Raw genomic sequence first — 26252 nt, 5'->3', positions numbered from 1 at the left:
GGCGGATGCGCCCATGCGACTGGAGGATGAGAAATGAAGGCTCTCGTGTACAACGGCCCCGGGGAGAAGAGCTGGACCGAGGTGCCGGACCCCGTGATCCAGCACCCGACGGACGTGATCGTGAAGATGGTGGCCACGACGATCTGCGGCACCGACCTCCACATCCTCAAGGGGGACGTGCCCGAGGTGGCGAAGGGCCGCATCCTCGGCCACGAGGGCATCGGCGTCATCACGGAGATCGGATCGGGGGTGACCCAGCTCTCCGTCGGCGATCGCGTCATCCTGGCCTGCGTCAGCTCCTGCGGAGTGTGCTCGAACTGCCGCAAGGGCCTCTACAGTCACTGCCTGAATCCGGAGGGCATCCCGGGGATCGGGTGGATCTTCGGCTACATGATCGACGGCACGCAGGCCGAATACGTCCGCGTCCCGTTCGCCGAGAACTCCGTGTACAAGGTCCCGGAAGGCGTCACCGACGCCGAGGGGATCCTGCTCTCCGACATTCTGCCGACCGGGTTCGAGATCGGAGTGCGCTACGGGCACGTCCAGCCCGGCGACGTGGTCGCCGTGGTCGGGGCCGGCCCGGTGGGACTCGCGGCGGTGATGACGGCCCAGCTGTACGGTCCGTCCAAGGTCATCGCCGTCGACCTGGACGACGCCCGGCTCGCCCGCGCCGCGGACTTCGGCGCTACCGACACAGTCAACTCCGGTCAGGCGGTCTGGAAGGAGCAGGTGCTCGCCCTCACCGACGGGGACGGCGTCGACGTGGCGATCGAGGCGGTCGGCATCCCGCAGACGTTCACGATGGCGGTCGACATCGCCCGGCCCGGCGGCCACGTCGCCAACATCGGCGTGCACGGCAAGCCGGTCGAGCTCGCGCTGAACAAGCTGTGGATCCGCAACCTCCACATCACGACGGGCCTCGTGAACACCGACACGCTCGGGATGCTGCTGAAGCTGGTCAGCCAGCATCGCCTACCCGCGGACAAGTTCGTCACGCACCGCTTCCGCTTCGATCAGCTGGACGAGGCCTACGAGGTGTTCGGGAACGCGGCCGAGCACGATGCCCTCAAGGTGCTCATCCAGGCGGGGTGATGACGCCGGGGAATGCGCCCGAGCGGCGGGGCGGCGCCCCCTGACCGGGCTGACCGCACGGGCGGGGCCCCGCCTTTATGCGTACCGCGGGCGCCCGCCGACGCGGTAGGTCAGAGCCACGATCCCGCTGGCGAAGATGCGCGAGTCGTGCAGGTCCAGGGCGAAGTCGCGGCCCTCGCGGGGGAGGAACGGTTCGCCCTGGCCCACGATGACCGGGAACTGGATCAGGTTGAGCTCGTCCACCAGCTCGTCTTCCAGAAGCCGGCGCGCGAGGGCGACGCTGCCGACGAGGAGGAGCTCCCCCTCGGAACCGGACTTGAGTGCACGGATCTCCGCTGCGAGGTCTCCCGCGATCACGGTCGAGTGCTCCCAGGCCGGGTCGGTCAGGGTGTTCGACACGACGTACTTGGGTCTGGAACTGATGGCCTGCCCGAAACCGCCATCGTCTCGGCGCGCGCCCCAGTACGTCTCGAACAGGTCGAACGTCTTGCGCCCGAGCAGGAACGCGTCGGGACGTCGCCAGATGTCGAGGATGTAGTCGGCGCACTCGGGGTCGCCGACACCGGTCGCCCATCCGCCGCGGGTGAAGCCGGGGTCCATCTCCTCGTTGTTGCCACCGTTCGCCTGGGCGACGCCGTCGACGGTGACCTGCAGGCTGATGGTGAGTTTCATGACGCGTTCCTTTCCTTCGGCACGGCGAGCATCGGCAGCTGGGTCCACTGTGCCAGCCCGCCCCGATGGAGGTCCATCCGGCTGATCCGAGCTGCGACCGGACGCTCCGCGCTGAGCAGACGAATACGCCGCAGCGTCTCGAGCGGGCATATGCTGTGCGTTGGTGTGCCGGGAAGTCTGGTCGGCGGATGAACCCGTGACCCTCGGGCTCGTCCGGATTTCGATCGGATGGAGAACACACCATGCCCACTCGTGAGTCGGCGCTGAGCACGGCTGGTCGAGCGCCGTCCGGACGCTTGCATTCAGGCCCTCTGCTGCTGGTCGCGTTCGCGTTCGCCGTGATGGCCGACCCGGTGTCATCGGTGGCGTACGCGGTCGAGGCCGCGTTGCGTGCGTTGAACGGCGACCTGGCGCTGCTGCTGCCGACGATGGCTCTGGTCGTCGCGATCATCGCGCTGGTGATCGTCAATTATCGTCAGCTGGTCGCCCGCTATCCGCAGGGCGGTGGTGCGTCGGCCGCCGTCGGCGAGGCGTTCGGTGACGGATGGTCGTTCGTGCCGGTGGGGGCGCTGGTGGTCGACTTCGTGCTCACCATCGCCATCAGTGCGTCGGCGGGAGCCTCAGCGGTGATCGCCTACGCCCCGGTGCTGGCTCCGTACCGCCTGCCCCTCGCGCTCGGTCTGGTGGTCGTGGTCGGGGGCTTGACGTGGTTCGGGCATCTCGGCCGGCTTCTGTTCGCGGTCCTGACGATGGCGTTCATCGTGGTGGCGGTCGCGGTCCTCGTGTTCGGGCTCTGGGCGCAGCCGGATCCGACGGGAACGATCACGGAGTCTGCGGGTCGCGGCGCTCCGTTGGCGGTCATCCTCGCGTTCCCGGTCGCTATGGCGTTGGCGACCGGCGTGGAGGCTCCCTCGTCGGCGATCGCGCAGCTCGGCCAGTTGGACGACGACGGGCGTCGCCGGTTCGGGCAGGTCACGCTGGTGTTGACCCTGGTCGTCGTCGGAACGATCACGTTGGGGCTCGCGGCGGAGGCGACCCGCCTGCGGATCGGCATTCCGCCTGCCGAATCCACCCAGATCGCCGAGCTGGCGCGAGTCGCGGCTCCGGCGCCGCTGTTCGCCGCGTTCCAGCTGGTCACGGCACTGCTGCTGCTGTCTGCCGCGAGCTCCTCGTTCCAGGCCGGACCCGGTCTCCTCAAAGCGCTGGCCGGCGACCGCGCAGCGGGCGGGGAAGCCTGGGGATCCTTCCGGCAGCGCTCGGCCGGACGAACCGTCACCACACGCCGTACTGGGGGTGCTGGTCTTTCTGCTGCTCGCCGGTGCCGTGACTGCCGTGGCCGGTGGGAACGATCAGGAGCTGGTGCTCTTCTATGCCGTGTCGGTGTTCCTCAGCTTCCTGGCGGGCCTGCTGGCGATGGCGCGGTTCTCCTGGCGTGAACGACGCATCGGCTCCCTCCTGCTCAACGCGCTCGGCGCTCTCGTCGTGGCGTTCACCCTGGTCGCCAACCTGTCCCGCGGGACACCGATCGTCAGCCTCGCCGTCGCGCTGCTGATCGCTGCCGGGCTGTTTCTGCTGTGGATTCGCAACGGGCGTCCTGCGGGTATCCGCAACGTTGCCGCCGAATCCGAACAGGAGGAGTGAGCCATGGTGCCCGCTGCCTCCGCGCCTCCCCTCTCCCCGGACTGGTGCTGGCCGGAGTGAACCGGTCGTTCGCCGGGGGAGCGGCCATCCGCTCCATCGATCTGGCGGTGGCGCCGGGAGAAGTCCACGCGCTTGCCGGCTTGAACGGTGCGGGCAAGTCCACGCTAGCCGGCCGCCTGCCCGCGCGGCAGGTCGGAGGCCGTCACTCGCGGCCGCATCGGCGCCGCCGTGAAGTCGCGGACGGCATCCCGCCAGGGGCGCTGCGCGCGCCATCCCAGGTCGGCGGCTATCCGTTCGGACGAGGCGGTGATGTGGCGCACGTCACCGAGGCGGAAGTCGCCCGTGACCACCGGCGCGGGGCCGGCGAGGGCGCCGGCGATCGCCGAGGCGAACTCGCCGATCGTGCGCACGGTACCGCTGCCGACGTTGTACGCGTGCGCGGCGCCGTCCGCTCGAGTCTCCAGCCACTCGATCGCGCGGATGTTCGCGGCGGCCACATCGGTGACATCGACGAAGTCGCGGCGCTGCCTGCCGTCCTCGAACACGAGGGGGCCAGGCCCTCGTCCAGCCGGGACCGGAACAGGGAGGCGACACCCGCGTACGGCGTGCCGCTCGGCATCCGGGCACCGAAGACGTTGTGGTACCGCAACGCGACAGTGCGGCCGCCGGTCGACCGCGCCCACGAGCGGGCCAGCTGCTCCTGGGCGAGTTTGCTGACGGCGTACACATTGCGGGGCTCGGTCGGATCGTCCTCGCCGATCAGCAACGGCTGGAGTGGGCGACCTTCCCGGTCGAGCGGGTCGAACCGGCCCGCGCGCAGGTCGTCGACGGCGCGCGGGGGAGGCTGGACCACTGCGTCGCCGTCGCGGTAGAGGCCCTCGCCGTACACCACCATCGATGACGCCAGGACGAGTCGCGTCGGGCCGGCCACGGCCATCCCGGCAAGCAACCTGGCGGTTACACCGATGTTCGATTCGACGTAGTCGGGCGCGTCGCCGAAGTCGACACCGAGCCCGACCTTCGCTGCCTGGTGGCAGACGGCGTCGGCGGATCGCAGCAGCGCCTCGGGGATCGCGCCGGCATCGGCGACGACGAGGTCGACCTCGCCTCCGAGGCTGGTGAACCAGCCGGGTACCTCGGCGGTCGCATGAACGTCCGGGCGCAACGAGTCGACGACCGTCACCCGCCAGCCGCGGCCGGCGGCCGCCTCCACCACGTGCGACCCGATGAAGCCGAGGCCGCCCGTCACGATGAGGTGCATCATCCGGCGCCACCCGTGGAGAGGGGAGCGGAAAGCACCCGGCGCACAGCGTCCGCGGGGATCAGCGTCCGTGGCCGGTAGGCGGCTGGCACGGCGGCGATGGTTGCCGCGATGGCCGCCCGGATGCGGGGACCGGCCTGGGCCATGCGCTCCAGCACGAGCGCCGCGTCCGCGGCGTCTACGGTGTCGCCGGCGGCTGTGCCGGCGTCGGTGTCGGTCACGAAACAGATGGTCACGAGCCCGAGGCCGAGCTCGGCGGCGAGCACCGCCTCCGGGTACTGCGTCATGTTGACGATGTCGGCGCCGGCTGAGCGGAACCAGGCCGACTCGGCTCTCGTCGAGAACCGGGGTCCCTGAATGACCACGGTCGTGCCCTCCGGGACGACGTCCTCGCCGAGCCCCGTCAGCGCCCGGGTCGCCGCATCCCGCAGCACGGGATCGAACGGTTCGGCCGCCGCGAGGTGCTGCACGTCGCCCTCATCGAAGTAGGTGTCAGGACGGCCGCTGGTGCGGTCGATGAGCTGGTCCGGCACGACGAACGATCCCGGACGGGCGCGCTCCGACAGGCCGCCCACCGCCGAGGAGGTGATGACGGCGCGCACGCCCAGCGCGGCGAGCGCCCAGATGTTCGCGCGGTAGGGGATGCGGTGCGGTGCGAGGGCGTGGTCTTCGCCGTGCCGGGCCAGGAACGCGACCCGGCGGCCTGCCGCCTCGCCGATGCGGATCGGACCCGAGGGCGGTCCGTAGGGCGTGTCGAGCGTGACGGCCTCGATGTCGGCACCGTCGTCGAACAGCCGGTAGAGGCCCGACCCTCCGATGACAGCGATCTCGGCTCCGGTCATGATGTCTCCTCTCGGCTGGGCGCCGGCCGGGGATGCGCGGCGGGGTTCAGGATGGGCGCGGTTCGGACCGGTGGGCGGGTTCGCCGCCAGCGCACGATCGTCACGGTCGCCGCCACGACGGCGGCCGCGGCGATGACAAGGGTCGCGGCCATGTGCGACGGGCCGAGCGACTTCACCATGAGCGCGATCGGCACCACCAGCCACTCCCAGCGCCGGCTCAACGCGATGAACGGGATGAGGATGAGCGCGTACCAGGGGTAGCTGGGACTCGTGATCAGCAGGACCGCCCCCACCGAGACCACCTGAGCGTGCCAAGGCGCTCGCGGATCGGCGCTGCGCCATCCGAGTATCAGCGCCCCCAGCACGAGCACCGCCGCCGCCCCGGTCGCCCAGAGCCCGGGGAGGAACGGCGAGAGCAGCGCGAAGCGCCTGCCGCTCTCGTACCCCTCCTCGTCGAGGTAGCCGGGGAGGTAGCCGATGACAGCCCAGCCGGTCACCGCCAGATACGGGATGTAGCTCACGGCGAAGGCGACGACCGCAGCGAGCACCGTGGTCACCGGACGTCGCCGGGCGAGTGCAGGTGCTGCGATCGCCGGCACGAATTTCGCCGCCGCGGCCAGGCCCACCAGCACCCCGACGAGCGCGGCGCGGCGCCGGCTCCCCTCCGGCCCGAACCATCCGCTCAGCCGCCGGCCCCGGCCGCGCAGGCGTCTGCCCAGTATTGGGACGGCGGCGAACGTCGCGGCGACCATGAACAGCACACCGAGCACGTCGACGTGGGAGTTGGTCACCGCCTCCGTCGCGACGAACGGCGACCAGCCCCACACCGCGGCCCAGCGCGGGTCGAGTCCGCGGGCGCGCATCCCGAACACCAGCAGCACAGTGGTCCCAAGGCTCAGCAGCAGGCCGGTCACCTGGAGCGGCGCGTACTCGGCCTCGACGGGCACGACTGAGCGGACAGCGGCGAAGTACGCCTCGGCTGCCGGCGGATAGATCGTCGGAACATGCGGCCGGTTGAGCGCTGTGCAGAGAACGTCGCCGCCCGGCAGGGTCGTCGTCTGGGAGATGCGGGGGCCGTCGCAGCGGAGCGAGCCGTCGGCGGCCGGCACCGGCGCCGGGAACAGCCACGGCACGCGATACGGGTCGAGCGCCTCGTCGGCCGGGACGTGCGCGTAGGGGGAGATGCCAGCATCCTGCACGATTCCGTCCCAGGCGTAGCGGGCCGAGTCGGTGCTCAGGTTCGGGGGCCCCGCCAGCGCCGCGCATCCCAGCGCCGCGGACCCGGCCACGACCAGCACGATCGCCGAGCGCCCCCGCAGGCGCAGCAGCGTCAGGAACGCCGCGGCCGCGAGCAGCCAGGAGACCCCCGCCGTGATCCCGAGCGCGAGCTTGGCGCCGGGCACGAACCCGGCGATGCTCGCCGTGGCCACGCCCGTGACAGCAGTCAGCGCAGCGAGCAGCACGGAGACGACGACCACCTTCACGTCTCCGAGTGTGTCCGCTCGCCGCGCGCTGCGGAGGCGGATCCGCCCTCCCGTTCGGGGATCGTAAGATTTGGCGCGCTCCCCACGACCGGCCGCCGATCAGAATCGGAGCATGTCCGTCACCGGCCGTGTCTCCCGTGCCCTCGAGCTGCGGATGGCGAGCACTCGCGGGCTGCTCGCCGCCCCGGCGCGCACTGCGCGGACGACCGTCGTGATCGGCCGCCTCCTGGCCTCCGCCTTCGTCGTGTGCTTCCTCACCGGCCTGTACAGCCACCTCCTGCAGGAACCGCTGCCCGGGATGCGGTTCCCCACCTGGCCGTGGCTCTACGCGTTCACCCAGGGCCTGCACGTCACGGTCGGCATCGCGATCTTCCCCCTGCTGCTCGGCAAGCTGTGGACCGTGTACCCGCGGCTGTTGCTGTGGCCGCCGATCGCCTCCGTGCGCCAGGGACTGGAGCGCGCATCCGTCGCGCTGCTCGTCTCCTCCGCGCTGCTGGAGCCCGCCATCGGACTCGTCAACACCTACCAGTGGTACCCGTGGCCGTTCCCGTTCCGGCAGACGCACTTCGCGCTCGCCTGGGTGATCGTCGGGTCCATCGCGCTCCACATCGCCGTGAAACTCCCGATCATCGTGCGCTACTGGTCGCGCCGCAGCGCTGCCGAGGACCGGAGCGTGACCGATGACTGATCGGCCGGGCATCTCCCGCCGGGCGCTCCTCGGCACGATCGCCGCCGGCGGCGTGACGGCTGTGGCGCTCACCGCCGGCCAGTCGTTCGGCGTGCTGGCGCCGCTCAACTTCTTCGCCCCGCGCGTGCAGGGCGAAGGGCCGCAGGGGGTGCCGGTGAACATGACCGCGAAGGCGGCCGGGGTGCTGTCGTCGGCGCAGGCGGTCGATTGGGCGCTCACGGTCCGCAACGGCGATCGCGTCGAGACGTTCGACCGCGACCGACTGAGGGGTCTGTCGCAGGCCCGCTCCACCCTCCCCATCGCGTGCGTCGAGGGCTGGAGCACGACGGCGCAGTGGGGCGGTGTACGGATGCGAGATCTCCTCGCACGCGTGGGCGCGCCCGCCGGCGCCACCATCCTGATCAGCAGCCTGCAACCGCGGGGTGCCTACCGCAGGACGACGATGGGCCCGGAGTTCGCGCAGGACCCCACCACGCTGGTGGCCCTGACGCTCGACGGGAAGACGCTCGATCTCGACCATGGGTATCCGGCCCGCGTGATCGCACCCGGCCGCCCGGGCGTGCTGCAGACCAAGTGGCTGGCCTCCATCGAGGTGATGCCCGGATGACGCGCTTCCGCCGGATCGTCGGCGCTCTCGGCCTCGCCCTGATCGGCACCGGCGTGGTGTTCCTCGTCGTCGACCTGCGGATCGCGCAGATCGCCGGGGTGGTCGTCTGGCTGGCCGCGGCGCTCGTTCTGCACGACGCGGTGCTGGTGCCGCTCGAGACGGCCGTCGACCTGCTGCTGCGCCGCGTCGGCACGCGCCTGCCGAGGGCCGTCGTGGCAGTCGTGGAGGCGGGCCTGGCCGTGGGCGCCCTGCTCACCGCGATGGTGGTGCCCGAGCTGATCGCGCAGGCGCGCGGACCGCGGAATCCGACGGTCCTGCCCGGCGACTACGGCGCCCGGCTGGCCGTGCTCTGGGTGGCGACCGGATGCGCGGTGATCGTGACGTCCGTTGTCATCGTGTGGCGAGAACGAATGCGCGCCCGGCGGTAGTGACCGTCGTCGCGTCCATCCCGAGCTCCCGTACGATGCCGGTCACGACGCGCGCACCCACTTCGGCCCACGGGAACCACGCGCTGCGGGCACCGGCGGGATGCACCAGCTGAGCCAGAAAGCTCGCGTCGCGCTCCTGGTCGGCGTGCGCTTCCACGACCATCTGCCCGCCCGGGCGCAGGAGCTCCAACCCTCGGGAGAGCAGGGCGACCGGGTCACCGCCGATACCGACGTTGCCGTCGAGCAGCACGACAGCGCCCCAGGTGCCCTCCGCGGGCAGCGGGTCGAACACGGAGCGGTGCAGCACCGGGAGCCCCGCCGAACGCGCGTGCCCGACCGCGGCCGGGGAGACGTCGATGCCGAGCGCGAGTCTCCCCGCCTCGATGGCGGCACGCACCAGCCGGGCCGGTCCGCAGCCGATGTCGAGCACCGGACCGTCCGTCAGCGCCAGCAGGTCGCGCTCGCCGTCCGTCGCGGAGGCCAGGTAGGCGGAAACGTCGAGCGGGGACGCATCCTCGTCGCCACCGTCGCGGGCGACCACGGTGAGCACACCGCCGCCGGCGCGGATCGCCAGCTCGTACGGCTCCGCGCCCCCTGCCCGAACTCGGCCGGCTGGGCGCCGAAGGGGCCGTCGTCGACGAGGCCGGAGTCGAGGAGGGCGCCCGAGGTCCGGCCCTGCGCCGGGCTCATACCAGCACCTGTCGTGCGAGCACTCCGGCGGGCCGCAGGGCGGCGAGCGTGCGGGCGAGGGCCGGCGCGCCGAGGGCCGCGGCCGGCACATCCGCCGCCGTGTCGATGTCGGTCAGCGGCGGGAGCAGCCGCACCCGGAGTCCCGCGGCCCGCAGCCGCTGCAGCTGGTGGGCGCCGGTCCGGTCGGTCGACATCGGGATGCCGCGGACCAGGGCGCCGTCGGGCCGTCGCAGCGCCAGCGCCCAGAAGCCGCCGTCCGTCGCCGGGCCGAACCAGGCGTCCGTCGCCGGGTCGTCCGCGAAGACGTCGGCGAGGGCGGCGGGGTCGGCGTGGGGCGTGTCCATGCCGACCAGCAGGACGGGTTCGTCCAGCATGTCGAACAGCGCCGCGATCCGCTCGTCCAGACCGCCCGCGCGCTGGGGCAACAGCTCCCAGCCGGCGGCTTCCGGCGGTGGCACCGCGCCGTCGAAGTACAGGATGAAGCGCGACGCGGGCAGGGAGCCGGCGACCCGCAGGGTGTCGACGAGCGCGGCGGATGCGATGGCCGCGGCCTCCTCGGCGGTGAACTCCGGCTGCAGCCGCGTCTTGACGCGCCCCGGAAGGCACTCCTTGGCGATCACGACGACGGCGGTCATGGCGCAACCTCGGCGAGACGGCGGCGGGTGTCGCGGACCGCGGTGACGTAGCCCCCGAGCGACCCGGTCACCTTCGACCGGCCGAGGCGCGGATGGTAGGCGACCTCCACCTGCGCCACCCGCCAGCCCGCGCCGTGCGCGCGGAGCACCAGCTCCACCGGGTAGCCGCTGCGCCGGTCGCTCACCTCGAGGTCGAGCAGCGGCGCCCGCCGCGCGGCCCGCACGGGCCCCAGGTCGCGGAGGGGGAGGCCGGTGCGCGAGCGCAGCATCCGGGCCAGCACCAGGTTGGCGACCCGGGCCGGCAGCGGCCACGCCGCTCGGGAGACGGGACGACGGCGCCCGATGGCGAGCTCGACGTCGCCCACTTGCACCGGCGTGACCAGCGCGTCGAAGTCTGCAGGATCGATGGTGCCGTCGGCATCGCACACGATCACGAGGTCCGACGTCGCAGCCGCAAGGCCGGCGTGGACGGCGGCCCCGTAGCCCCGGCGCGGCTCGTCCACCACGACGGCGCCCGCGAGGAGGGCCACGTCTGCGCTGCCATCGGTCGACCCGTTGTCGACGACGATCGCCCGGTAGCGCGGAGGGACGGCGGCCAGGAGCACCGGCAGCGCCTCCGCTTCGTTCAGACAAGGGAACACGACGTCGATCGGTACGGTCACGTTTCGACGCTACGCACCGGGATGGCCGGGCGGCGCCGGCAGAATCTTACGAAACGCGGACGGTGGCGCTCGCCGGGATCCCGTGCGGCCCGGCGCGCTGTCTGCCGACCTATGCTGAGCGCATGACCACCCTTCCCACTGCCTCGCCGTCGGTGCGCGACGTGCGCGACCGGCGGGTCCTCGTGGTGGAGGACGACCCGACCGTGCGCGAGGTGGCCAGCGGCTACCTCCGCTCGGCCGGTCTGATCGTGGACGAAGCGGTCGATGGTTTCGAAGCTCTCGCTCTGGCCGAGCGCACGCCGCCCGACCTGGTCGTGCTGGACCGGATGCTGCCCGGCGTCGACGGACTGGAAGTCGCCAGGAGGTTGCGGAGCCGCAGGAGCGTTCCGATCATCATGCTGACCGCCCTCGGCTCCACCGACGACCGGATCGAAGGGCTGGAGGCGGGCGCCGACGACTACCTGGCCAAGCCGTTCTCGCCGCGGGAGCTGGTGCTGCGCGTGCAGTCCATCCTGCGACGCAGCGTCGGCGAGCTCGCACCGGAGGCGCCGTTCCTCCTCGGGGCGTTCGCCATCGATCCCTCCAACCGCACGGTTCGGAAGGCCGGCCGGCCGCTGAATCTCACCGCCCGCGAGTTCGATCTGCTCGCGTTCTTCCTCAAGCATCCCAACCAGGTCTTCAGCCGGGAACAGCTTCTCAAAGAGGTGTGGCGCTGGGACTTCGGCGACCTGTCCACTGTCACCGTCCACGTCCGCCGGCTTCGGGAGAAGATCGAGGACGACCCGACGAAACCCCGGCACCTGACCACCGTCTGGGCGGTGGGCTACCGGATGAGCGCCTGAGGAGCCGGACATGCTCGCTCTCCCGGACCTGGCCGTGATCGTCGGCACCAGCCTGATCGTGGCGCTGGTGATCTCAGCGATCGCGGTGGCGGTGCTTCACCTGCTGCGCCGTGCGTCCATCCTGGTGCGCCTGGGTGTCGTCATGCTGGCGGCCGTCGCGTCGATCGTCGGCGGCACCGTGGCCATCGCCCGGGCCATGTACATCTCGCCTCACGACTTCGCGGTGCTCGTCTGGGTGATCGGCGTGGCAGCAGTGGTGAGCGTCGGGGTCGCAGCGGTGCTCGGGATGGGCCTCGTGCGCACGAGCCGTACGCTCCGCGATGCCGCCCGAGCGGTCGCCGACGGCCAGGTGGTGGCTGCGCAGCCGCAGGACAGCAGCGAATTCAGCGCCCTCTCCCGAGAACTCGCCGACATGTCCCGTCGTCTGGCCGCATCGCGCGAAGAGGTCAGGATGCTCGACGAGTCGCGACGGGAACTCGTCGCCTGGATCTCGCACGACCTTCGCACCCCTCTGGCGGCCATGCAGGCGATGGCGGAGTCGCTCGAGGACGGCATCGCCGCCGACCCCGAGCGGTACTACCACCAGCTGCGCAGTCAGTGCGCCACACTCGGCCATATGGTGGACGACCTGTTCGAGTTGTCGAAGATCCAGTCCGGAGGCCTGCAGCTCGAATTCGGACCCCTGTCGCTCTATGACCTCGTCAGCGACGCGGTCGCGGACCTCACGCCGCTCGCTGCCACCCGCTCCATCTCGCTGAACGAATCGCAGGACGGTGACCTCACAGTGTGCGGGGACGCGCGGGAGCTGTCGCGCGTCATCCACAACCTGCTCCTCAACGCCATCGAGCACTCACCAGCAGGATCCCGCATTCACGTGTCGGTGAGCGAGGGGGCGGGCTCGTCGGTCGTGCTCAGCGTGGTGGACGAGGGTGGCGGCATCCCGGAGGACCACCTGGGAAAGGTGTTCGAGGCGGGGTGGCGGGGAAGCGCCGCACGGTCCCCGCGCGCCGGAGTCGTGTCTGGAGGTGCCGGCTTGGGCCTGGCGATCGTGCAGGGCATCGTCACCGCGCACGACGGGGACGTCTCGGTCCGCAACACCGGAGCCGGCTGCCGGTTCGATGTGCGCCTGCCGCTGTTCCGCACGGCGGCCGCCGGAACCTAGGGCGTGCGGGACGCCGACGTCCAGGCATGGGTGGCAGAGCTCTCGGCCGGCCTAGGTAGTCAAACGCGGTCTCGCCGGCCGCGCCGAGGCAAGGAAAACCCCCGGATTCCGCTCAGGACCGGGGGTTTTCTGTGGTGGCTCCGACCGGCGTCGATCCGGTGACCTTTCGATTTTCAGTCGAACGCTCTACCAACTGAGCTACAGAGCCGTGGGGCGCTTCCGCGCCCACGTAGACGGAAGCCCTTCCGTGGGGAAGGGCTTGTCGCCGTAGCGACCCTGACGGGACTTGAACCCGCGACCTCCGCCGTGACAGGGCGGCACGCTAACCAACTGCGCTACAGGGCCTTATGTTGTGGTGCTTTTTGAATTGTAGTGGACCGTTGGACGTGACCCCAACGGGATTCGAACCCGTGCTACCGCCGTGAAAGGGCGGCGTCCTAGGCCGCTAAACGATGGGGCCGGATCGCCCCGAGCAGCTCTCGCTCCTCGATGACCACCGACGAACAAGCATACGGAAGCGGGGGCGAGAATGCGAATCGGGGTCGGATCCCGGGCGGGTCGCCGTTTCGTGGCCGCTTTCCGGTTCGCGCAACGCCACCCTGAAATCCCGGCGAGGCCCGCCGACTCCCCATAGTCTGCGGGCCAGGCGGTCCCCCGGCCGCCCGTGCGATCGCACGTCCCCGACCGCTCACGGCGTCTTTTCTCGAGGCGCCGGGAGCCCATGTTGCTAGAGTGGCGCATGTTGACTCTGGGACCCGTGTGACTTGCGCGACCGAAGTGGATGCGGAAGCGAGCGGGTCGGTAACACTATGAGACGCGATACGAGCAGCCGAACGGTTCCCCCGACCTCCCCGAGCGGCCCCCGCCGCCGGGCGTTCCGCGCTGCCCTCGCCGGCCTGGCCGTCGCGGTCGTGACCGCGGTCGGCTCCGTCGCCGCTCCGGCCTATGCCGACAACTATCCGTCGTGGCAGGACGTGCAGAACGCCAAGGCCAACGAGTCCGCCGCGTCCGCCCAGGTGAACCGCATCAACGGCCTCATCTCGCAGCTCAAGCAGGAGGTCGCCGACACGCAGGCGGCCGCCGTCAAGCGCGGCGAGGAGCTGGAGGTCGCGCAGGCGAACCTCGACGACGCCACGATGAAGGCGCTCGACCTCGAGTCGCAGGCCGCCGCGAGCAAGAAGAAGGCCGACGACGCCAGCGCGCAGGCCGGCAAGCTGGCCGCGCAGCTCTACCGCACGGGTGGCCGCAACCTGACCGCGAACCTCTTCCTCAGCGGCAACAACGCCGGCACGACCAGCCCGGACAAGCTGCTCTCGGGCCTCGGCAGCATGTCGAAGCTGGTCGAGCAGTCGAACAAGGTCTACACCGACGCCAAGGCGGCGCAGAACACGGCCAAGTCGCTCTCCGAGCAGGCGGACGTGGCGAAGGCCAAACGCGAGGAGCTCCGCGTCGTCGCGGAGGCCGCGATGCAGGCCGCCATCGCCGCCGCCAAGGCCGCGCAGGACAAGCTGGCCGAGCAGCAGAAGCAGATCGTCGTCATGCAGGCGCAGCTCGCCGCGCTCCGCGACAGCACCGCGAAGACGGTCGCCGGCTATGAGGCGGGTGTCGCGGCAGCCGCGGCGGCCGCTGCGGCGCGCGGCTCGGCGGGGCTCCCCGGCGGCACGGTCGGCCCGCAGGGCTGGGCGGTCCCGGCGGGCGGACCCATCACCGACGGATTCGGCGCGCGACCCTCCCCGGGCGGCGTCGGCAGCACCTACCACCTCGGCATCGACATCGGCGCCTCGTGCAACGCGCCCATCTACGCCGCGCACGAGGGCACGGTCATCTACGCCGGCCCCAACGGCTCCTACGGCAACTTCGTGCTGCTCGACAACGGCGGCTCCATCGACACCGGCTACGCCCACATCCGCAACGGCGGCATCCTCGTCGGCATCGGACAGCACGTCGGTGCGGGCCAGCCCATCGCGCGCGTCGGCACGACCGGCGCATCCACCGGCTGCCACCTCCACTTCGAGGTGCGGATCAACGGAACGAAGATCGACGGCATCCCGTTCATGAGAGACAGGCAGGCACCCCTTGGCTAACGAGAACGAGAAGACGAGCCGGGTCCGCCCGGGGCTCGCCATCGGGGCGGGCGTCATGGGCGCCGTCACCGCATCCATCGGCATCGTGGCCCCGGCGCAGGCGGTCGACTACCCGTCGTGGAACGACGTGCAGCAGGCGAAGAACAACGTCGCCAACCAGCAGGCGATGATCGACAACATCACCACGCTGATCACCGGCCTGCAGTCGAGTGTGGATGCGGCGCGCGTCGCCTCCGAGAAGGCGGCCGAGGCGTACTTCCAGGCGAAGGATGCGCTCCAGAAGGCGACGGAGAAGGCGAACGACCTGCAGAAGCAGGCGGCCACCGCCTCTGAGAAGGCCAAGACGTCGAAGATGCGCGCGGGCCTCCTGGCCTCGCACCTCGCCAAGTCGGGCGGCGGCGACGTCACCACCGACCTAATGCTCAAGGGCGGAGGCTCGGGGGCGGCCGCGGACAAGCTGCTGTTCCAGCTCGGCACGATGAGCAAGCTCACCGAGCAGTCGAAGGCGGTCTACGAGCAGGCCACGAAGGACAAGAACACGGCCGAGGCGCTGACCGCCCAGGCGAAGGCGGCCAAGACGGAGCGGGCGTCCCTCGCCGACGAGGCCGACAAGGCGCTCGCCGCGGCTCAGGATGCGCAGGCTGCGGCGCAGGCCGCGCTCGCCACTCAGCAGCAGAAGTCGACCGAGCTGGTGGCGCAGCTCGCGACGCTGAAGAACACGTCCGCGCAGACGGAGGCCGCATACCTCCAGGGCGAGAAGGTCAAGGCGGAGCAGGAGGCGGCGCGCAAGGCGGCGGAGGCCGCTGCGGCAGCCGCTGCAGCTGCGGCCGCCGCAGCAGCCGCGCCACCGGCCGCATCCGGTCCCTCCGCCCCGGCGCCGTCCGGCGGAGGCGGCGGTAGTGCGCCTCCCGCACCGGCCCCGCCGAACGGCAACGCTGTGCAGACCGCGATCGCGTACGCGCGCGCCCAACTCGGCAAGCCGTACATCTTCGGCGGCGAGGGGCCGGTCGGCTACGACTGCTCCGGCCTGACGATGAAGGCGTACGCCTACGCGGGCATCTACATCGGCTCGCACTCGGTCAACAACCAGTACTTCACGGCCGCCGACCGCGGACAGCTGGTCTCGTACAGCGACAAGCAGCCCGGCGACCTGATCTTCTGGGGCGACGCTCCCGGCGACTTCTACCACGTGGGCATCTACATCGGCGGCGGCATGATGATCGCCGCGCCGACGGAGGGCGACGTCGTCAAGACCCAGTCCGTCTGGGGCTCCCCCTGGTACCTCGTCGCGCGCCCCAGCGCCTGATCCCACTGAAGGAGTTCGGGCGTCGAATCTCCTTCGATTGACAGTCCCGCGGGAGATTCGGCCGTGCAACGGCCGGATCCCCTTCGATACGAAGAACGCTCCCGATCGGCGATCGGGAGCGTTCTCGTGAAGGTGGGCGGAGAGGTCAGTGGCCCTCGGCGGCCAGCTTCTCGATGGCCTTCTGGATGAGGCGGTCGGCCTCGGCGGCGTCGCCCCAGCCCTCGATGTTGACGAACTTGCCCGGCTCGAGGTCCTTGTAGCGGGCGAAGAAGTGCTCGATCTCCTTGCGGGTCTGCTCCGGGATGTCGTTCACATCCTGGATGTGCTGCCAGCGCGGGTCCTTGTACGGCACGGCGATGATCTTGGCGTCGCCGCCGGCCTCGTCGCTCATGTTGAGCACCGCGACCGGACGCACCTTGACGCCGACGCCCGGGAACACCGGGTACTCGAGCAGCACGAGCGCGTCCAGCGGGTCGCCGTCGTCGCCGAGAGTGTTCTCGAAGAAGCCGTAGTCGGTCGGGTAGACGAAGCTGGTGAACAGCACGCGGTCGAGGTACACGCGACCCGTCTCGTGGTCTACCTCGTACTTGTTGCGGCTCCCCTTGGGGATCTCGATGACGACGTCGTATTCGGCCATGCCGTACTCCTTTGCGGTCGTGAATTCCGCACTAACGTTACTAGGTGCCCCTCACCGGTTCCGAAGGTCCGCAGCGCCGCCCGCGGCTGACGCCGCCGATCGCGGATGCGCGCCGCGCGGTCCGCACGGCGCTCGCCGAGGCCGCCGCTCTTGCGCCCGTCGACCCGCACGACGACCACGGTCCCGCACGTCCGGCGCCGCTCACCCCGGGCGCCCTCGTGCTCGTGGGGCTCAGTGGGGGAGCGGACTCGCTGGCGCTCGCCGCCGCGACCGCGTTCGAGGCCCCGCGCAACGGCTTCCGCGCCGGTGCGGTCATCGTCGACCACGGGCTGCAGACGGGCTCGGATGCGGTGGCCGCGCGCGCCTCGGAGCAGGCGGCCGACCTCGGGCTCGATCCCGTGCTGATCGAGCGCGTGGAGGTGCCGGCGCACGGCGGTCCCGAGGGCGCCGCGCGGGCGGCGCGGCACGCCGCCTTCCACCGGGCGCTCTCGGGAACCGGCGCCGAGCGCATCCTGCTCGCCCACACCCTCGACGATCAGGCGGAGACCGTGCTGCTGGGTCTCGCCCGCGGCTCCGGCCCGTCGAGCCTGCAGGGGATGCTGCCCGACACCGGCCGGCTGCTGCGCCCCTTCCTCGGGCTCCGTCGCGCCGAGACCCGGGCGTTCTGCGCCGACAGCCGGCTCGAGCCGTGGGACGACCCGCACAACGACGACCCCTCCTATACGCGCGTGCGCGTGCGAAACGCGGTCCTCCCGGTGCTCGAGCGCGAACTGGGCCCGGGCGTCGCCGAGGCGCTCGCCCGCACCGCCGAGCAGCTGCGCGAGGACGACGAGGCGCTCGACGGCCTCGCCCTGGAGTGGGCGCAGGAGCTGGTCAGCCAGGCGGACGACGGATCCGTCGCCCTCGACGTGCGCGGCCTCGCCGCCGACCCCGCCGCACTGCGCCAGCGCATCATCCGCCTGGTGGTCGCGGCGGAGTTCGGCGTCTCGCTCACCCGGGCGCACACGCTGGCGGTCGCATCCCTCATCACCGACTGGCACGGGCAGGGCCCGGTCGACCTGCCAGGCGTTAGAGTGGTCAGGCAGAACGGGCTGCTCAGTTTCCACCCCACCACCTGAAGGACAGCGCCTCTCCATGGAACTCACGGACGTCGAGACCGACCTGACCGAGATTCTGATCACCGAGGAGCAGATCCGCTCCCGCATCGCCGAGCTGGCCCGCGAGGTGGAGCGCGACTACGCCGGCAAGGACGTGCTGCTGATCGGTGTGCTCAAGGGCGCCGTGATGGTGATGGCCGACCTGTCGCGCGAGCTGCGCATCCCGGTCACGATGGACTGGATGGCCGTCAGCTCCTACGGCAGCGGCACGCAGTCGAGCGGCGTGGTGCGCATCCTGAAAGACCTGGACACCGACCTCAGCGGCAAGACCGTGCTGATCGTCGAGGACATCATCGACTCGGGCCTCACCCTGTCGTGGCTGCTGTCGAACCTGCGCAGCCGCGGGCCTGCGTCGATCGAGATCTTCACCCTGCTCCGCAAGCCCGAGGCGGCGCGCGTCGAGATCGACGTGCAGTACGTCGGCTTCGACATCCCGAACCAGTTCGTCGTGGGGTACGGACTGGACTACGACGAGCGCTATCGCACCCTCCGCGGAGTGGGCATCCTGGCCCCCGCGGTCTACAGCTGACGGGCGCTTCCGCACGCAGAGCGCCCAGAGCGAACACGCAGCCGACCCACAGCGCCCAGGCGGTACTGTGGTCGCACCATGAACGTCAAGAAGATCTTCCGCGGCCCGATCCTGTACGTCGTGCTCGCGATCATCGCGGTGTGGATCGGCTCGAGCCTGATCACGATGTCGGGCTTCAAGAGCGTCTCCACGCAGAAGGGCCTGGAGTACCTCTCGCAAGACAAGGTCTCCAGCGCGAAGATCGTTGACGGTGAGAACCGGGTCGACCTGACGCTCAAGGAGCCGGACGGCAACCTCGGCAACCAGGTGCAGTTCTACTACGTGACGCCGCGCGGCCAAGATGTGGTGAAGGCGGTCGACAACGCCGACCTCCCCAAGGGCTACGACGACGAGGTGCCGCAGCCGAACTGGTTCGTCAACATCCTCGGCTTCCTCATCCCGGCGCTGCTGATCGGCGTGTTCTTCTGGATCATGATCTCGGGCATGCAGGGCGGCGGCAACAAGGTCATGCAGTTCGGCAAGTCGCGGGCGAAGCTCGTCACGAAGGAGACCCCGAAGGTCACCTTCGACGACGTCGCGGGATCCGACGAGGCCATCGAAGAGCTGCAGGAGATCAAGGACTTCCTGAAGGAGCCGGCCAAGTTCCAGGCGGTCGGCGCCCGCATCCCGAAGGGCGTGCTGCTGTACGGCCCTCCCGGTACGGGCAAGACGCTGCTGGCCCGCGCCGTCGCGGGTGAGGCGGGCGTCCCGTTCTACTCGATCTCGGGTTCCGACTTCGTCGAGATGTTCGTCGGCGTCGGCGCGAGCCGTGTGCGCGACCTGTTCCAGCAGGCGAAGGAGAACTCGCCGGCCATCATCTTCATCGACGAGATCGACGCGGTCGGCCGTCACCGCGGCGCCGGCCTCGGCGGCGGGCACGACGAGCGCGAGCAGACGCTGAACCAGCTCCTGGTGGAGATGGACGGCTTCGACCCGAAGACCAACGTCATCCTGATCGCGGCGACGAACCGCCCCGACATCCTCGACCCCGCGCTGCTGCGCCCGGGCCGCTTCGACCGTCAGATCGGCGTGGATGCGCCGGACATGCTCGGCCGCAAGAAGATCCTCGAGGTGCACGGCCGTGGCAAGCCGCTGGCGGCCTCCGTCGACCTCGAGGTGCTCGCCCGCAAGACGCCCGGCTTCACCGGCGCCGACCTGGCGAACGTCCTCAACGAGGCCGCACTGCTGACCGCGCGCTCGAACGCGCAGCTGATCGACAACCGCGCCCTCGACGAGGCCGTGGACCGCGTGATCGCCGGCCCGCAGAAGCGCACCCGCGTCATGAAGGACCAGGAGAAGCTCATCACGGCGTACCACGAGGGCGGCCACGCCCTCGCCGCCGCGGCGATGCGCCACACCGACCCGGTGACGAAGATCACCATCCTCCCGCGCGGCCGGGCCCTCGGCTACACGATGGTCATGCCGCTGGAGGACAAGTACTCGGTCACCCGCAACGAGCTGCTCGACCAGCTGGCCTACGCCATGGGCGGCCGCGTCGCGGAGGAGATCGTCTTCCACGACCCGACCACCGGCGCGTCCAACGACATCGAGAAGGCGACGTCCATCGCCCGCAAGATGGTCACCGAGTACGGCATGAGCTCCGACATCGGCTCGGTGAAGCTCGGCCAGGCGAACGGCGAGATGTTCCTCGGCCGCGACATGGGACACCAGCGCGACTACTCCGAGCGGATCGCCGAGCGCGTCGACGCCGAGGTGCGCGAGCTCATCGAGAAGGCGCACGACGAGGCGTGGGAGGTGCTCAACGACAACCGCGCGGTCCTCGACCGGCTCGCCGCGGCCCTGCTCGAGCACGAGACCCTCGACCACAACCAGATCGCCGAGATCTTCGCCGACGTGAAGAAGCTCCCGGAGCGCCCGCAGTGGCTCTCCAGCGACAAGCGCCCGATCTCGGATGTTCCGCCCATCCCGTTCCCGAAGGCCCCGATCGACGCGGGCGCGGTGGACGGCGGGGTCGACTCCGAGCCGCCGGCGGCGAAGCCGAAGCGCTCGCCCGCCATCAAGCCGCGACCGGCCACCGCTTAGGGCCACCGCGCGCATGAGCGGAATCGATCGTCCGCGCATCGAAGCGGCCGTCGCCGAGATCCTCGCCGCCATCGGCGAGGATCCGGCGCGTCCGGGCCTGGAGAGCACTCCCGCGCGCGTCGCGGACGCGTACGCCGAGTTCTTCTCCGGGATCGGGCGCGATGCCGCCGCCGAGCTGGGCGAGCCGGTCCCGCTCGAGGAGGGCCGCCAGGCGGAGACCGTGCTGCTGCGCGACATCGAGTTCCGCTCGGTGTGCGAGCACCACCTGCTGCCGTTCCTCGGCGTCGCGCACGTCGCGTACCTGCCGGGGGAGACCGTGATCGGGCTGGGGCGCATCCCGCGCGTGATCGAGACCCTCGCCGCGCGACCGCAGATCCAGGAGCGGCTGACGGACCAGATCGCCGACGCCATCGAAGAGGGCGCCGGAGCCCGGGGCGTGCTGGTCGTGCTCGACGCATCCCACCAGTGCGTGACCACCCGCGGCCCGCGCCAGACCGGCAGCACCACGGTGACGCTCACCGCCCGCGGCGCCTACGCCGACCCCATCGCCCGCGCCGAGCTCATGGCGCTGATCGGACGTGGCGCCGAGTGACCCTCATCATGGGCGTCCTCAACGTGACGCCGGACTCGTTCAGCGACGGCGGGCTCTGGCTGGAGCCGCAGGCCGCGATCGAGCACGGCCTCGAGCTCGTCGAACAGGGCGCCGACCTGGTGGACGTGGGCGGCGAGTCCACGCGCCCGGGCGCGGTGAGCGTGGACCCGGACGAGGAGCAGAAGCGGGTCGTGCCGGTCATCCGCGAGCTCGCGGCACGCGGGGTGACGGTCAGCGTGGACACGCTGAACGCATCCACCGCCCGGGCGGCCGTGGAGGCGGGTGCGGCGATCATCAACGATGTCTCCGGCGGCCTGGCCGACGAGGGGATGCCGGATGCGGTGCTCGATACGGGCGCCCAGTATGTCGTCATGCACTGGCGGGGAGACTGGATGCGGCCGACTCGCGCGCGGTCTACCAGCACACCGTCGCCGAGGTGCGCTCCGAGCTCTCGGCCCGGGTCAGCGACCTGCTGCAGCGCGGCCTCGACCCGGCCAAGCTCATCCTTGACCCGGGCATCGGCTTCTCGAAGAACGCACGCCACAACTGGCAGGTGCTGGCCGGGCTCCGCGAGATCGAGACGCTCGGCTATCCGGTCCTCATCGGCGCATCGCGCAAGCGGTTCCTCGGCGCGCTGCTGCCCGAGGGCGCGCCGGCGGAGGACCGTGACGCCCCGACCGCGATCATCTCCGCGCTCGCGGCTCAGGCCGGTGCCTGGGCGGTTCGCGTGCACGACGTGCCGTCGACGCGGATCGCCCTCGACGTCGTCCGCTCGTGGCAAGCTGGACGCGATGAGTAGCATCCACTCGCGGCCGACCGACTCGATCGTCCTGACGGGCCTGCGCGTGCGGGCGAACCACGGCGTCTTCGACTTCGAGCGGGCCGAAGGCCAGGACTTCGTCGTCGACGTGACGGCGTGGCTCGACCTGTCGGGAGCCGCGGCGCGCGACGACCTCGCCTCCACCGTCCACTACGGCGAGCTGGCCGAGGAGGTGGTGGCCGCGGTCGAGCGCGACCCGGTCGACCTCATCGAGACGGTCGCCGAGCGGGTCGCCGCCACAGTGCTGGACCACGAGCCGGTCGACTCGGTCGAGGTGACGGTGCACAAGCCGCAGGCGCCGATCAGCGTGCCGTTCGGCGACGTCGCCGTGCGCATCGTACGGAGCCGGCCGTGAACGCCGCGCCGATCGGCAAGCCGGTGCGCATGCGGGTGGGTGTGCCGGCGGTTCTCGCCCTCGGCAGCAACCTGGGCGATCGCGCCGCCACCATCCGTGCCGCGGTGGAGACGCTCCGCGAGCAGCCGGGGGTGGATGTGCGGGCCGTGTCGCGTCTGTACGAGACGCCCGCGCTGAAGCCCGCGGGTATTGACGAGGACGCGCCCGCCTACCTGAACGCCGTCGTCCTCGTGCACACCCTGCTCGAACCGCTCGCCCTGCTGAACGTGGTCAACGCTGTCGAGGACGGGCTCGGCCGGGTCCGCGAGGAGCGCTGGGGCGACCGCACGATCGACATCGACATCGTCGACTACGACGGCATCGTCTCCGACGACGACCCGCGCATCGTCCTCCCGCACCCGCGCGCGCACGAGCGCGCCTTCGTGCTCGTGCCGTGGCTCGACGTCGACCCGGGCGCCGTGCTGGTGGGTCACGGCGCGGTCGCCGACCTCGCGGCGCGCGCCACCGATCCGGTCGAGCTCTGGGAGGACCGCTCGTGAAGCGCACCCGCCCCACCTCGCTCATCGGCCTCGCCGTCGCCGGGCTCGTCATCGGCTTCCTCGCCGAGCTGGCCGCGTCCGGGATGGGCGTCCCGATCTTCGTGCCGCCGCCCACGCTGCCGATCACGCTGCTCGCGGTGGCGATCATCGTCGTCGCGTTCGCCGTCCCGATCCGTCGCGCGGTCCGGGGGCGCAGTGTGCGGCGCATCGACCCGTTCCAGGCGACGCGGATCGTCGTGCTGGCCAAGGCCTGCAGCCTGAGCGGCGCGCTGCTCGTCGGCGCTGGCGTCGGCATCGGCGCTTACCTGCTGACGCGGGATGTGCTGCCCGGCGGCAACGCGATCCTGCTGACAGCCCTGGCGACAGCCGGCGCGATCATCCTGCTCATCGCGGGACTCGTCGCCGAGTTGTTCTGCACCCTCCCGCCCGGCGACGACGACGAGCGCACGGAGAGCGTCCATGCCCGAACGGATTGACCTCAGCGTCGGCGAGTGGCGCCGCGTCTCGCCCAAGTACGTCCTGGTGGTTGTCGCCAGCACCGTGATCACCGGTCTGGTGCTGTCCGCGGCGAGCCTGTTCCTCTGGCTCGTCGGCGGGTGGGCCTTCGGCTGGGTGGTGCTCACGGCGGTCGTGGTGGTGACCCTCGTCGCGCTGGTGATCGCCCCGCGCCGGGCGCGGTCCATCGGCTATCGGCTCCGTGGCGACGACCTGCTGTTCCGCCGCGGGATCATGTTCCAGCGCTTCGTCTCCGTGCCCTACGGGCGGATGCAGCTGATCGACATCAACCGCGGGCCCGTGAGCAGGATTCTCGGCCTGGCCGACCTCAAGTTCGTGACGGCGGCGGCGTCGACCGGTGTGATGGTCCCGGGTCTGCCCGAGGCGGAGGCGGCAGACCTGCGCGACCGGCTGGTCGAGCTGGCGGAGAGCAGGCGGGCGGGACTGTGAGCGTGCCGCAGGCCTCCGGGCCGGAGCAGGCGCCGAAGCGGACGACGGGGCTCTCGCCGGCCGAGCGGGCGGCGGAGCGCTACACCGACGGGGAGTGGCACCGGCTCCATCCGGCGACTCCGCTGCTGCGCGGCGGCATCGTCTTCATCGCCGTGTTCGGCTTCGTGCTCTCGAATCTGCGCGAGCGCCTGATCGGCTTCTTCGTCGGCGCACCCCAGTACGGCGGCGATCCGCTCGACGCGATCTACGACAACGGCTGGGAGGGCTGGGCGCTGCTGGGCGTCGCCGTCGTCCTGCTGCTCTGCCTGGGCGCGTTCTACCTGTCGTGGCGGATGCACAGCTTCCGCATCACGGGAGACGCCGTCGAGGTGCGCAGCGGCATCCTGTTCCGGACCCAGCGCAAGGCGCGGCTGGACCGCATCCAGGGCATCAACGTCGTGCGCCCCTTCTTCGCCCGGCTCTTCGGCGCGGCGAAGCTCGACGTCTCGGTCGCCGGCCATGACGCGAATGTGCAGCTCGCATACCTGGGCTCCACGCTGGCGGACGGTCTGCGGGGCGACATCCTGCGGCTGGCGTCCGGGGTGCGGGAGGCGGAGGCGGCTGCCGAAGGGGCGGCGCCCGGCGCCGGCGTGCCCGACGGCTCGCTGCCGCCGTCGCGGACCGCCGTCGTCGGCGACCTGGTCGGCCGCCGGGTGAACGAGTTCCTCGCGCCCGAACTCGACCCGAACGCCGCGCCGCCGGAGTCGGTCGTGAAGATCCCGCCGCTCCGGCTGCTCGGCTCGCTCGTGCTGAGCGGCTTCACGCTGTTCGTGCTGTTCGTCGTCGCGTTCCTGGTCTGGGGCGCGGCGAGCGGAGCGATGTGGCTGCTGATCGTGGTACTGCCCGGCCTGATCGGCTCCGCCAGCTTCTACATCAACCGCTTCACGAAGTCGCTCCGCTACTCCATCGCCGGCACGCCGGACGGGGTCCGGGTCGGTTTCGGGCTGCTGAGCACCAGCAACGAGACGCTGCCGCCCGGGCGCATCCACGCCGTCGAGGTGCTGCAGCCGCTGCTCTGGCGGCCGTTCGGCTGGTGGCAGATCCGCATCGACACCGCCGGGCATTCGCGCGAGAAGGGCGCGGCGGGTCAGCCGAACACGACCATGCTGCCGGTGGGCGACGCGGCCGACGTGGCGCGCGTCCTCTCGCTCGTGCTCCCCGGCTTCGCGACCGACGAGCACCGCGCGCTGATCGCGGCCGGGATGGCGTCCGCCGGTCACGACGAGTTCACCGGCAGCCCACGGCGCGCGATGTGGATCCGGCCGCTCTCGTGGAAGCGGACCGGTTTCCGGCTGGTCGACGGCGCGATCCTGCTGCGCCGCGGCTTCGTCTGGCGCAGCCTCGCGATCGTGCCGCTGGCCCGCCTGCAGAGCCTCGAGCTGCAGCAGGGCCCGGTGGATGCGGCGCTCGCCCTCGCCGGCGCGCGGTTCCACACGGTCTCCGGCCCGGTCCGCCCGCGGCTCGCCGCCATCGACGCGCCCACCGGCGTGCGGCTGTTCGAGGAGGTCTCCGCGCAGGCGGTGACCGCCGCCGCCGTCGACCGGAGTCACCGCTGGGGCCGTGCCGCCGATCCCGTGGTGCCGCCCGCCACCCAGGAGGAACACTGATGCTCCCGTCCGCACGTCCGCCGTCGCAGCGCTCCGGCCGGCTCGGCCTCGGCATCGTCGGGGCCGGCCGCGTCGGACCGGTGCTCGGCCGGGCGCTCGCCGGCGCCGGGCACGCGATCGTCGGCATCTCGGCGGTCTCCGAGCAGAGCCGCGACCGGGCACGGGCGATGCTGCCCGCCGTGCCGGTGCTCGACGTGCCGACGGTCGTCGAGCGCAGCGAACTCGTCATCCTGGCCGTGCCGGACGCGGAGCTGCCGTCGCTGGTCGCCGGACTCGCCGCGACCGGCACCTGGCAGCCCGGGCAGATCGTGCTTCACACCGCGCCGGGCTACGGCATCGGGGTGCTGGAGCCCGCGGCCGCGGCGGGCGCGATCCCGCTGGCCGTGCATCCGGCGCTCGAGTTCACAGGCACCAGCCTCGATCTGACGCGGATCGCCGAGAGCTACTTCGCCGTGACCGCGCCGGCGCCCGTGCTGCCGATCGCCCAGGCGCTCGTCGTCGAGATGGGCGGCGAGCCCGTCGTCGTCGCGGAGGCCGACCGCCCGGCGTACGCGGAGGCCATCGCGACCGCCACCTCCTTCTCCCGCTCGATCGTGGAGCAGTCCACCGGCATCCTGCAGGGCATCGGCGTCGAGAACCCGGGCTCGTTCATCAGCTCCCTCATCCGCTCGGCCGTCGACAACGCCCTCACTCGGGCGGGCGCTCCCACGCGGCTCGACGTCGAGGACGTGCTGGAGGCGCTGTCGGACGATCAGGGCGGCCCCGGACCGGGCGGGGGCGAGCCCGGGGACGACGGGCGCGGCTGGTTCCTCCGCGGCGAGTAGCCTTGATCCGGCCGGGACGACCGGCCGGAG

The 26252-nt window shown here is 71.3% G+C and carries 28 protein-coding genes, 3 tRNA genes and 2 pseudogenes; 21 read left to right on the top strand and 12 right to left on the bottom strand.

The annotated features are described in order from the left end of the window. Window positions 1–33 precede the first annotated feature (33 nt). Window positions 34–1092, top strand: coding sequence for a zinc-dependent alcohol dehydrogenase family protein (locus tag ACQ86M_RS12150; protein ID WP_431245635.1), 1059 nt, complete (start codon window positions 34–36; stop codon window positions 1090–1092). A gap of 75 nt (window positions 1093–1167) precedes the next feature. Here the strand turns inward: ACQ86M_RS12150 and ACQ86M_RS12145 are convergent, their stop codons facing one another. Further along, window positions 1168–1764, bottom strand: a complete 597-nt coding sequence (locus tag ACQ86M_RS12145; RefSeq protein ID WP_431245634.1) for a dihydrofolate reductase family protein — start codon at window positions 1762–1764, stop codon at window positions 1168–1170. Window positions 1765–2060: 296 nt separating this feature from the next. Between ACQ86M_RS12145 and ACQ86M_RS12140 the strand changes: the two genes are divergently transcribed. Both ACQ86M_RS12140 and ACQ86M_RS12135 read left to right on the top strand, forming a co-directional pair. Continuing rightward, the gene (locus ACQ86M_RS12140; RefSeq protein WP_431218919.1) at window positions 2061–3200 is read left to right on the top strand and encodes an amino acid permease; all 1140 of its coding nucleotides are present in this window, start codon (window positions 2061–2063) and stop codon (window positions 3198–3200) included. Then, entirely contained in the window at window positions 3145–3405 is a 261-nt protein-coding gene (locus ACQ86M_RS12135) for a hypothetical protein (RefSeq protein WP_431218918.1), read from the top strand. The genes ACQ86M_RS12140 and ACQ86M_RS12135 overlap by 56 nt, the downstream gene beginning before the upstream one ends. A 164-nt stretch (window positions 3406–3569) precedes the next feature. Here ACQ86M_RS12135 and ACQ86M_RS12130 read toward each other — a convergent pair whose 3' ends face one another. The 4 genes and pseudogenes from ACQ86M_RS12130 to ACQ86M_RS12115 all read right to left on the bottom strand — a co-directional run bounded on the left by ACQ86M_RS12130 (window position 3570) and on the right by ACQ86M_RS12115 (window position 6992). Next, window positions 3570–3950 carry an NAD-dependent epimerase/dehydratase family protein gene (locus ACQ86M_RS12130; protein ID WP_431218917.1) on the bottom strand — a complete coding sequence of 127 codons (381 nt, stop codon included), beginning with the start codon at window positions 3948–3950 and terminating at the stop codon, window positions 3570–3572. 68 nt (window positions 3951–4018) lie between these two features. Continuing rightward, window positions 4019–4666, bottom strand: a pseudogene (locus ACQ86M_RS12125) (NAD-dependent epimerase/dehydratase family protein); the annotation flags it as partial. Next, window positions 4666–5508: an S-methyl-5'-thioadenosine phosphorylase gene (locus ACQ86M_RS12120; protein WP_431218916.1), complete on the bottom strand. Its 843-nt coding sequence runs from the start codon at window positions 5506–5508 to the stop codon at window positions 4666–4668. The pseudogene ACQ86M_RS12125 and the gene ACQ86M_RS12120, both read right to left, overlap by 1 nt. After that, window positions 5505–6992, bottom strand: a complete 1488-nt coding sequence (locus tag ACQ86M_RS12115; protein WP_431218915.1) for a glycosyltransferase 87 family protein — start codon at window positions 6990–6992, stop codon at window positions 5505–5507. Before ACQ86M_RS12115 ends, ACQ86M_RS12120 begins: the two co-directional genes overlap by 4 nt. 112 nt (window positions 6993–7104) lie before the next feature. On the opposite strand from ACQ86M_RS12115, the gene ACQ86M_RS12110 reads away from it, so the two are divergent. From ACQ86M_RS12110 to ACQ86M_RS12100, 3 genes are read left to right on the top strand one after another with little or no spacing between them, the layout of a single operon-like run. Next, a complete protein-coding gene (locus ACQ86M_RS12110; RefSeq protein ID WP_431218914.1) occupies window positions 7105–7680 on the top strand; it encodes a hypothetical protein in 576 nt (191 codons plus the stop codon). Next, window positions 7673–8287: a molybdopterin-dependent oxidoreductase gene (locus ACQ86M_RS12105; protein ID WP_431218913.1), complete on the top strand. Its 615-nt coding sequence runs from the start codon at window positions 7673–7675 to the stop codon at window positions 8285–8287. Before ACQ86M_RS12110 ends, ACQ86M_RS12105 begins: the two co-directional genes overlap by 8 nt. Beyond that, window positions 8284–8715, top strand: a complete 432-nt coding sequence (locus ACQ86M_RS12100) for a hypothetical protein (protein ID WP_431245633.1) — start codon at window positions 8284–8286, stop codon at window positions 8713–8715. The genes ACQ86M_RS12105 and ACQ86M_RS12100 overlap by 4 nt, the downstream gene beginning before the upstream one ends. Here ACQ86M_RS12100 and ACQ86M_RS12095 read toward each other — a convergent pair. The 3 genes from ACQ86M_RS12095 to ACQ86M_RS12085 all read right to left on the bottom strand — a co-directional run bounded on the left by ACQ86M_RS12095 (window position 8678) and on the right by ACQ86M_RS12085 (window position 10702). Then, entirely contained in the window at window positions 8678–9265 is a 588-nt protein-coding gene (locus tag ACQ86M_RS12095; RefSeq protein ID WP_431245632.1) for a class I SAM-dependent methyltransferase, read from the bottom strand. The two genes, ACQ86M_RS12100 and ACQ86M_RS12095, sit on opposite strands and share 38 nt — an antisense overlap. Window positions 9266–9401: 136 nt before the next feature. After that, the gene (locus ACQ86M_RS12090; protein ID WP_431245631.1) at window positions 9402–10040 is read right to left on the bottom strand and encodes a TIGR04282 family arsenosugar biosynthesis glycosyltransferase; all 639 of its coding nucleotides are present in this window, start codon (window positions 10038–10040) and stop codon (window positions 9402–9404) included. Then, window positions 10037–10702, bottom strand: a complete 666-nt coding sequence (locus ACQ86M_RS12085) for a glycosyltransferase family 2 protein (protein WP_431245630.1) — start codon at window positions 10700–10702, stop codon at window positions 10037–10039. Before ACQ86M_RS12085 ends, ACQ86M_RS12090 begins: the two co-directional genes overlap by 4 nt. Before the next feature lie 122 nt (window positions 10703–10824). On the opposite strand from ACQ86M_RS12085, the gene ACQ86M_RS12080 reads away from it, so the two are divergent. Both ACQ86M_RS12080 and ACQ86M_RS12075 read left to right on the top strand, forming a co-directional pair. Next, window positions 10825–11544 (top strand): response regulator transcription factor, encoded by a 720-nt coding sequence (locus ACQ86M_RS12080; protein WP_431245629.1) that lies wholly within the window; start codon window positions 10825–10827, stop codon window positions 11542–11544. 10 nt (window positions 11545–11554) lie between these two features. After that, window positions 11555–12706, top strand: coding sequence for a sensor histidine kinase (locus tag ACQ86M_RS12075; protein ID WP_431245628.1), 1152 nt, complete (start codon window positions 11555–11557; stop codon window positions 12704–12706). 132 nt (window positions 12707–12838) lie between these two features. Here ACQ86M_RS12075 and ACQ86M_RS12070 read toward each other — a convergent pair. From ACQ86M_RS12070 to ACQ86M_RS12060, 3 genes are all read right to left on the bottom strand, one after another. Continuing rightward, window positions 12839–12914 (bottom strand) — tRNA-Phe (locus ACQ86M_RS12070). Between the two features lie 63 nt (window positions 12915–12977). Then, window positions 12978–13051: transfer RNA gene (locus ACQ86M_RS12065), tRNA-Asp, on the bottom strand. A gap of 42 nt (window positions 13052–13093) precedes the next feature. Then, window positions 13094–13166 (bottom strand) — tRNA-Glu (locus ACQ86M_RS12060). Window positions 13167–13515: 349 nt separating this feature from the next. Here ACQ86M_RS12060 and ACQ86M_RS12055 point away from each other — a divergent pair. Together ACQ86M_RS12055 and ACQ86M_RS12050 are read left to right on the top strand one after the other, a co-directional pair. Then, window positions 13516–14790 carry a peptidoglycan DD-metalloendopeptidase family protein gene (locus tag ACQ86M_RS12055; RefSeq protein ID WP_431245627.1) on the top strand — a complete coding sequence of 425 codons (1275 nt, stop codon included), beginning with the start codon at window positions 13516–13518 and terminating at the stop codon, window positions 14788–14790. Then, entirely contained in the window at window positions 14783–16096 is a 1314-nt protein-coding gene (locus ACQ86M_RS12050) for an NlpC/P60 family protein (RefSeq protein ID WP_431245626.1), read from the top strand. The genes ACQ86M_RS12055 and ACQ86M_RS12050 overlap by 8 nt, the downstream gene beginning before the upstream one ends. Window positions 16097–16241: 145 nt before the next feature. Here the strand turns inward: ACQ86M_RS12050 and ACQ86M_RS12045 are convergent, their stop codons facing one another. Beyond that, window positions 16242–16733, bottom strand: a complete 492-nt coding sequence (locus ACQ86M_RS12045) for an inorganic diphosphatase (protein WP_431218903.1) — start codon at window positions 16731–16733, stop codon at window positions 16242–16244. A 44-nt stretch (window positions 16734–16777) separates the two neighbouring features. On the opposite strand from ACQ86M_RS12045, the gene tilS reads away from it, so the two are divergent. The 11 genes and pseudogenes from tilS to ACQ86M_RS11990 all read left to right on the top strand — a co-directional run bounded on the left by tilS (window position 16778) and on the right by ACQ86M_RS11990 (window position 26222). Then, the gene (tilS, locus tag ACQ86M_RS12040; RefSeq protein WP_431245625.1) at window positions 16778–17851 is read left to right on the top strand and encodes a tRNA lysidine(34) synthetase TilS; all 1074 of its coding nucleotides are present in this window, start codon (window positions 16778–16780) and stop codon (window positions 17849–17851) included. 16 nt (window positions 17852–17867) lie between these two features. Beyond that, complete coding sequence (hpt, locus tag ACQ86M_RS12035; RefSeq protein WP_431218902.1) at window positions 17868–18419, top strand: hypoxanthine phosphoribosyltransferase; 552 nt, start codon at window positions 17868–17870, stop codon at window positions 18417–18419. 78 nt (window positions 18420–18497) lie between these two features. Then, complete coding sequence (ftsH, locus tag ACQ86M_RS12030; protein ID WP_431218901.1) at window positions 18498–20501, top strand: ATP-dependent zinc metalloprotease FtsH; 2004 nt, start codon at window positions 18498–18500, stop codon at window positions 20499–20501. 13 nt (window positions 20502–20514) lie between these two features. Continuing rightward, complete coding sequence (folE, locus tag ACQ86M_RS12025; RefSeq protein WP_431245624.1) at window positions 20515–21093, top strand: GTP cyclohydrolase I FolE; 579 nt, start codon at window positions 20515–20517, stop codon at window positions 21091–21093. Beyond that, window positions 21090–21892, top strand: a pseudogene (folP, locus tag ACQ86M_RS12020) (dihydropteroate synthase). Before folE ends, folP begins: the two are co-directional and overlap by 4 nt. Continuing rightward, window positions 21885–22268: a dihydroneopterin aldolase gene (gene folB / locus ACQ86M_RS12015; RefSeq protein ID WP_431218900.1), complete on the top strand. Its 384-nt coding sequence runs from the start codon at window positions 21885–21887 to the stop codon at window positions 22266–22268. Before folP ends, folB begins: the two are co-directional and overlap by 8 nt. Further along, window positions 22265–22807 carry a 2-amino-4-hydroxy-6-hydroxymethyldihydropteridine diphosphokinase gene (gene folK, locus ACQ86M_RS12010; RefSeq protein WP_431245623.1) on the top strand — a complete coding sequence of 181 codons (543 nt, stop codon included), beginning with the start codon at window positions 22265–22267 and terminating at the stop codon, window positions 22805–22807. Before folB ends, folK begins: the two co-directional genes overlap by 4 nt. Continuing rightward, window positions 22804–23283: a DUF3180 domain-containing protein gene (locus ACQ86M_RS12005; RefSeq protein ID WP_431245622.1), complete on the top strand. Its 480-nt coding sequence runs from the start codon at window positions 22804–22806 to the stop codon at window positions 23281–23283. Before folK ends, ACQ86M_RS12005 begins: the two co-directional genes overlap by 4 nt. Next, on the top strand, window positions 23267–23752 hold the full coding sequence (locus tag ACQ86M_RS12000) for a PH domain-containing protein (protein WP_431245621.1): 486 nt from the start codon (window positions 23267–23269) through the stop codon (window positions 23750–23752). Before ACQ86M_RS12005 ends, ACQ86M_RS12000 begins: the two co-directional genes overlap by 17 nt. Beyond that, a complete protein-coding gene (locus ACQ86M_RS11995; RefSeq protein WP_431245620.1) occupies window positions 23749–25398 on the top strand; it encodes a PH domain-containing protein in 1650 nt (549 codons plus the stop codon). Before ACQ86M_RS12000 ends, ACQ86M_RS11995 begins: the two co-directional genes overlap by 4 nt. After that, entirely contained in the window at window positions 25398–26222 is an 825-nt protein-coding gene (locus tag ACQ86M_RS11990) for a Rossmann-like and DUF2520 domain-containing protein (protein WP_431245619.1), read from the top strand. The genes ACQ86M_RS11995 and ACQ86M_RS11990 overlap by 1 nt, the downstream gene beginning before the upstream one ends. Window positions 26223–26252: the final 30 nt, after the last annotated feature.

The organism is Leifsonia xyli subsp. cynodontis (assembly GCF_050632205.1).
Classification (GTDB): domain Bacteria; phylum Actinomycetota; class Actinomycetes; order Actinomycetales; family Microbacteriaceae; genus Leifsonia; species Leifsonia xyli_D.
The sequence above is the reverse complement of the archived record's forward strand: the minus strand, read 5'-3'. Positions and strand labels throughout refer to the sequence as shown.